This is a genomic window from Alcanivorax sp. (assembly GCF_051117345.1).
In the GTDB taxonomy this organism is placed as follows: Bacteria; Pseudomonadota; Gammaproteobacteria; order Pseudomonadales; family Alcanivoracaceae; genus Alcanivorax.
The window spans coordinates 1-6402 of record NZ_JBNPEC010000162.1 but is presented as its reverse complement, the minus strand read 5'-3'; the positions used below and the strand labels follow the sequence as shown (position 1 = coordinate 6402).

The window sequence follows — 6402 nt, the reverse complement described above, 5'->3', positions numbered from 1 at the left end:
CCTGCCACCCACCATGATTGCCAGCATTTACGGCATGAACTTCGAAATCATGCCGGAGCTGGACATGCCTTATGGCTATCCCATGGCGATATGCCTGATGTTGCTATCCGGGATGACGCCTTACTGGTTTTTCAAGCGTAAAGGGTGGTTGTGAAGGGCAGTTAACAGTTAATAGTGAATAGTTAACAAGCGAAAAAACCTTCCGGCGGGGCACCTGTAGGAGCTTGCTTGCAAGCGAACCGGTTGTCCCAGGTTCGGCTGCAAGCAGCCTCCTACAATGATTGGGTCGGCTTTTAGGTGCGGCAGGGTTGGCGCAATCAGGTTTTGTTCCAGCCTTGATCGATTTCCTCGGCTTTGTCGTCTTCGGCCAGCTTTATCAGGTGGGCTTGCAGGGAGAATTGGGCTACACCGTGCAGGAATTCGGGCACGTCGTCGTAGACAGCTTTCACCAGTGCGCCCAAGGTTTGCGGGTCTGCCGAGAGGGCGTCCAGGACCTTGTCTTCCCGTTTCTGGCGGTGCGCCAGGGTATGGGTCAGGGTTTCTTCCGGGTCGCTGATCACATCACCATGGCCTGGAGCCATGCGCGTGATGCCGCGCTGCTGCAGTTTGCGCAGGGACGCAAAGTAAGCCTGCATGGAGCCGGAGGGTGGGGCGATCACTACGGTGGAGCCCTGGATCAGGTGATCGCCGGTAAACAGCAGGCCATCATCGCTGAGGTAACACAGGTGGTTGCCTACATGGCCCGGGGTTTCGATTACCTGCAGCGAAACGCCGCCGCAATCCACCCGGTCTCCCTCGGTTAACAGGTGGTCTGACTGCCAGCTTTCATCCTGCAGGCCATCATCGGGCACCGAAGGGCCCAGACAACGAGCCCCCGTGGCGGCTACCAATGCCAGAGCGCCGGGAGAGTGATCACGGTGGGTGTGGGTGACAATCACTTGGTCAATCGGTTTTCCCAGGGTGCGGGCGGCCTGCAGCAGTGCCTGCAGGTGTTCCTGATCCTCGGGGCCCGGATCAATGACAGTCAGGCTTTCCTTGCCAAACAGATAACTGTTGGTGCCTGGCCCGGTCATCATGCCCGGGTTACGCGCCAGAACCCGCCAGGCATGGTCGCCAATGGGGGTAAGCTGGCCGGGAATCAGTGATGCCATAATGACTCCTGGGAGTTTGGAGGACGCATTGTGACGATTCACCCGGCAGGATGCCAGCCTACGACTGCGGGTAGACCAGCTTGTCGATCGCTTCCAGTTCCCAGCGATCCACCGGGGTATCTTCTTTCGGATGACGACTGACAACCGCAAAGGGGTAATCCTGACCCGCGGGCAGGTACATTTGCACATCAATGGTCTGCTGATAAATCACAGTGCAGCCATTCTCCGTCTGCGGGCAGGACAGGGCGCGGGCCTGAAGCGTTACCGCCGCCACATTCATTTCACTGCGATTGGCCAGGTTGCCGGTAAGGCGCACGCCGGATTCAGAGGCAAGGGATTCTTTCAGCGTTACCTGGATACCGTCAGGGGGAAGGCGCACTTGATCGTCACGACCACCTTGCCAGACACCGATTCCCAGCACCATGAGGCCGGCCAGTACCAGGCTCAGCACCAGATAAAACGGTCGACGGCCCCATTGCCAGCTACCCCAGAGCAGAACGGTAACCGCGATAATGACAGTCAATACCAGTAATAGGCGCATTTATTCTCCACAATTGCAGACCTCGCTCCCCCTGATTCATATAATCCCGGGAGTCATATGTAAAGGAGTAGGTCATGCTGATTGTTGTATCGCCAGCAAAAACCCTGGATTACGAGAGCGAATTGCCAACGCTGAAAACCACCCAGCCCCGCTTGCTGGATGATAGCGAAGTGCTGATCGAACGGGCACGCCAGCTCTCCCCGGCGGATGTCAGCAGCCTGATGAGTGTCAGTGACAAGATCGCGCACTTGAATGTGGAGCGATTTGCCCAGTGGCAGCGACCCTTTAACAAGAAGAATGCCCGGCCGGCAGCGTTTGCCTTCAAGGGCGATGTCTATACAGGCCTGGAAATCGATACCTTCACTGACAACCAGCTCAAGGAAGCCCAGACGTCCTTCCGTATGCTGTCGGGACTGTATGGCGTGCTACGCCCGCTGGACCTGATGCAACCCTACCGGCTGGAAATGGGCACCAAACTGGAAAACCCTCGGGGCAAGGACCTCTACACGTTCTGGGGCGACATTATCACCGAACAGCTCAACAAGGATATGAAAGCGACGAAAACCGACGTGCTGGTCAATCTGGCATCCAATGAGTACTTCAAGTCGGTGAACAAGAAAGGTATCAATGGCCGCATCATTGAGCCGGTATTCCAGGATGAGAAAAACGGCAAGTACAAGGTGATCAGCTTTTACGCCAAGAAGGCCCGCGGGCTGATGGCGGCGTGGATCATCAAGAAGGGCCTCAAGGACCCGGCAAAACTGAAAAATTTCGATGTGGCGGGGTATCGCTTCTGCGCGGAGGAATCGACTGCGGACAAACCGGTCTTTCGTCGACAGGAGCAGTAGGAGCACCGCTGGCGGCGCTCCTGCACACGGCTAGTCTTTGTCTTCGAATTCGCTGCGAGCGGCAAGCAAACCGGTTTTCAGGCCATCCCAGGCCAGTTCCACACCGGCTTTGATGTCATCCCAGGCATCTTCGCCGTGGGACTCCAGTTTTTCCAGTTTCGCTTCCAGTTCGTCGCGACGATCCTGAATCTCGGCAATTTTCTGCTTGGCGTCGGTGCGCCACTCTTCACGCTTGTCCCCCAGCCGGGCGGTCAACCGATCCAGCTGATAATCCCAGTCTTCCAGTTTCTGGCGAATATTGTCGGCAAAATCCTTCTTGTCTGTCATTACGTTATGCTCCTGATCAGGCTTGCCAGGGACTCTGGAAACCTTCGGGTTTGATGACCAGCACATCCGTGCTGGCTCGGGTAATCACGGATTCTGCTGTAGCGCCCAACAACAGCCTTTCTGGCAGAGTCCGATGCACGGTACCAACCACCAGTACATCCATATCCTGTTCGTCACAGTATGTAGCCAGGGTCGGCGCCACCGGGCCGGTCAGCACGGTCATCTGGTCCGGCTGCAAGCCATGGGCGGTACCGAATTGCAGAAAGCGATCACGGTAAAACTCGCGCACTTTTTCCATCCCGCCGCTGTAATCGGGGATCGCCTCGCCAACCAGTAGAATCAGGCTGTCGTCCATTTCATCCAGCACATGACAGGCCTGCAGAGAGCCGCCAAGGTGACTGGCAAAATGATCTGCCGAAGCGAGCACGTTAACCGCCAGGGCATCGTCGGGCTGCTCTTCTGTGCCCGGATCCAGAGCGGTCAGAACTCTCGGTGCATTGGCCCACTGACGGCCATGCACGCACAGCACCGGGCAGGGCGCCTTGCGAATCAATTGCCAATCCCGCGGCGTAAAAAGATGCCGACGCAAGCCGCTTTCTTCACTGGTATGCACAACCACCATGGCGGGTTGCAGGCGGAGGATGCTCTCGCGCAATGCGGCCATGCTGTCTTTCTGCCACAGAATGGAAAGGTCGCAGCGCTCCCTATCTGCCAATTCACCTATCCTGTTCTGCCAGGCTTTCTGGATCTGTGCCCGAGCAGCGTCCTGTCGCTGCTGGTCGACGCCAACGGCGCGGACCATGGCAGAGGAGTAAGCATTGACCAGAACATGCAGCGGCGCCTCGGTGGAATCCGCTACCTGTCTGGCTTTTTTAAGCGCTGGCTGCGGTGCTTTGAGGTCGCTGTCGAGAATGGCCAGTACCGGGCCGTTCACAGGCTTGCCTCCAGGCTCTGGCGCTCTCCACAAAGGCTTCGCCGGTCAAGGATCTCCACTTCACGGCCTTCCACCCGCAGCCAGCCATTTTGCTGGAAGCGAGTAAAGATGCGGCTGACGGTCTCCACTGCCAGACCCAGATAATTGGCGATGTCATAGCGAGACATGGGCAGGCGGAATACTCGCTCGCTGAGCCCACGGCGTTGGTGGCGCGCCGACATTGAAAGCAACAGGGATGCCACCCGGTCATCCGCATTTTTCTTGCTGAGCAGCATATGCAGCTCACGATCAGAGCGAATTTCGTTACTCATCAGGCTGAAAAAATGATGCTGCAACGACGGAATACGCTGGGACAGCATTTCCAGTTTTGAGAAAGGAATCTCGCACACCGTGGCGGTTTCCAGCGCTTTGGCGTTGGACATGTGGTGGGCAGTACTGATGCCATCCATGCCAAGCACTTCCCCGGGTAGGTAGAAGCCGGTGACCTGCTCGTCGCCCTCATCGCTGAGCACGTAGGTTTTCAGGGCGCCGGAGCGGACCGCGTAGACCGCCTGAAACTCATCGGCGGCGCGAAACAGGTGTTCGCCGCGTTTCAGGGGGCGCCCCCGGTGAATGATGCGATCCAGCTCGTCGAGCTGTGTCGGCGCCACTGCCAGCGGGAGGCAGATAGGGCTAAGACTGCAATCATTGCAGGAAACATGGTGAGACACGGCGTGGCTCCGGTTGATGGCTGCGTAGTGCAAATTTCACCTTACATTATAGGGCAGGGTGAATAACAAGCGAATATGGTTCAAATGATGCGACTGAAGCGGTTCATTGCCTCGTTCTGCGTGTAACGATCAAAAGGCATCACCAGGGCCCGGCTCACCAGTCGGCCTTGCTCGGTGATCACCAGCCGCTGCTTGTCCACGCGCACAAGGCCTTGATTCTCAAATTCCACCCAGGCGGCCAGGCCATCCACGAAGTAGTCCGGGAAATTGATTTGCCACTGCTCACTGAACAGATTCATGTCCACGTAAAGATCGCACAACAGGCGCATTATCAGGTCCCGGCGCATCTGATCATCGCGATTCAGGACATAGCCCTGCTCAATGGTTGACTGGCCCTGATCAATGGCATCTGACCACTGACTTAATGATTTCATGTTCTGGGCATAAAGAGTGCCGACCTGGCTGATGGCACTGACCCCAAAGCCCAGCAAATCCGCATCCCCGTGGAGGGTGTACCCCTGAAAATTGCGGTGCAGAAGCCCGTTGCGCTGAGCCACAGCAATCTCGTCGCTTTCCAGAGCAAAGTGATCCATGCCGATAAAGATATAGCCGGCATCCTGGAGAATGCGCCCGGCACGCACGAACATGGATAGCTTTTCTTCCGGGCTGGGCAAGGCCATATCCGGTATCTGCCGCTGAATTTTGAAACGCGCCGGCAGATGCGCGTAGTTGTACAGCGAAATTCGCTCGGGGCGCAGCTCTGCAATTTGCTCTATTGTCCGGGCCAGGCTGGATTCCGACTGCCAGGGGAGGCCGTAAATCAGATCGGTGTTAATGGATTTGAAGCCGAAGTCCCGCGCCCACCCCATGATCTGACGAATCATTTCATAGGGTTGGACCCGATTGACCGCCTGCTGAACACGCAAATCCAGGTCCTGCACCCCCAGGCTGATGCGATTGAAGCCCAGGCCACGAAGTAGCCCCAGGCGGGCCTGGTCCACGGTGCGTGGATCAATCTCGATGGCATAGTCGCCACGATCATCTTCACGCAAGGTGAAATGCCGGGCCATGTAATAGACCAGCTCGGTAATCTGGGCATCGCTGAGAAAGGTGGGGGTACCGCCACCCCAGTGAATCTGGGTAACCGGCCGTTGACTGTCTACTTGTTCAGCGCGCAGGCCGATTTCCTGTTTCAGACGTTTCAGGTATTCCGCCGCTCTGCCACGGTTGGCAGTGACAACCCGGTTGCAGGCACAGTAATAGCAGACGGTACTGCAGAACGGAATGTGCACATACAGCGAGAGCTGCCGGCGAGCGGCATTACCGGCTTCAATAGCCTCGGCATAATCTGACTCGCTGACTTCCTCGTGAAACTGGGGCGCAGGAGGGTAAGACGTGTAGCGCGGTCCGGGACCGCCATACCGGCTGATCAATGTTTTGTCCCAGGTAGCCACACCCGCTCTCCGGTTAAGTGATTTCCTCCATTATTGCGGGCCTTGAACTGACTGTGTTGACCTGGATCAAGACCCCGGCTGATGGTGCTGGCTGTGTTTGCCTGAATCGGCAGAGCCATGGTGGCCGTGATGGGGCATCTGGCTCATGGACCAGGCCTGCCAGAAAAATGCCAGGGCCAGCACTAAAGTCAGTGATGCCGCCACTTTCGGCCATATTCCGTTACGAAAATGCTGCAGCCGGGAGGCGATCACACCGGTAATTGCCGCCGGAATCACGGTCACCACACCGAAGACCAGCATCACCAAGGCGCCGGCCAATGCGCTGCCGGCAGTAACGGCAAGGGCCAGGGCGGTAGAAATCAGGCCACACGGCACCCGGCCCCATAATCCCCCCAGCGCCAGCGCTTTCAGCCGCCGATCTACCGGGCGCAGCCGCC

Annotated in this window: 9 protein-coding genes; 2 read left to right on the top strand and 7 right to left on the bottom strand. The window is 57.4% G+C overall.

Going from position 1 to position 6402, the window contains the following annotated elements; all coding sequences use genetic code 11:
- A partial coding sequence (locus ACFE0K_RS10820) for a CorA family divalent cation transporter (RefSeq protein WP_434536075.1) occupies positions 1–154 on the top strand: 154 nt, incomplete at its 5' end.
- 163 nt (positions 155–317) lie between these two features.
- Here ACFE0K_RS10820 and ACFE0K_RS10815 read toward each other — a convergent pair.
- On the bottom strand, positions 318–1151 hold the full coding sequence (locus tag ACFE0K_RS10815) for an MBL fold metallo-hydrolase (RefSeq protein ID WP_434536074.1): 834 nt from the start codon (positions 1149–1151) through the stop codon (positions 318–320).
- A gap of 58 nt (positions 1152–1209) precedes the next feature.
- A complete protein-coding gene (locus tag ACFE0K_RS10810; protein WP_434536073.1) occupies positions 1210–1692 on the bottom strand; it encodes a hypothetical protein in 483 nt (160 codons plus the stop codon).
- A gap of 74 nt (positions 1693–1766) precedes the next feature.
- On the opposite strand from ACFE0K_RS10810, the gene yaaA reads away from it, so the two are divergent.
- Complete coding sequence (gene yaaA, locus ACFE0K_RS10805) at positions 1767–2540, top strand: peroxide stress protein YaaA (protein ID WP_434536072.1); 774 nt, start codon at positions 1767–1769, stop codon at positions 2538–2540.
- Between the two features lie 30 nt (positions 2541–2570).
- On the opposite strand, the gene ACFE0K_RS10800 is transcribed toward yaaA, so the two are convergent.
- The 5 genes from ACFE0K_RS10800 to ACFE0K_RS10780 form a co-directional block, all read right to left on the bottom strand.
- Entirely contained in the window at positions 2571–2867 is a 297-nt protein-coding gene (locus tag ACFE0K_RS10800) for a hypothetical protein (protein WP_434536071.1), read from the bottom strand.
- Between the two features lie 16 nt (positions 2868–2883).
- On the bottom strand, positions 2884–3801 hold the full coding sequence (locus tag ACFE0K_RS10795) for a universal stress protein (protein WP_434536070.1): 918 nt from the start codon (positions 3799–3801) through the stop codon (positions 2884–2886).
- Positions 3798–4544, bottom strand: a complete 747-nt coding sequence (fnr, locus tag ACFE0K_RS10790) for a fumarate/nitrate reduction transcriptional regulator Fnr (protein ID WP_434536069.1) — start codon at positions 4542–4544, stop codon at positions 3798–3800. The genes ACFE0K_RS10795 and fnr overlap by 4 nt, the downstream gene beginning before the upstream one ends.
- A gap of 47 nt (positions 4545–4591) precedes the next feature.
- Complete coding sequence (gene hemN / locus ACFE0K_RS10785; protein ID WP_434536068.1) at positions 4592–5965, bottom strand: oxygen-independent coproporphyrinogen III oxidase; 1374 nt, start codon at positions 5963–5965, stop codon at positions 4592–4594.
- Positions 5966–6031: 66 nt separating this feature from the next.
- Positions 6032–6402: urease accessory protein UreH domain-containing protein (locus tag ACFE0K_RS10780; RefSeq protein WP_434536067.1), on the bottom strand; the 371-nt coding region annotated here is incomplete at its 5' end.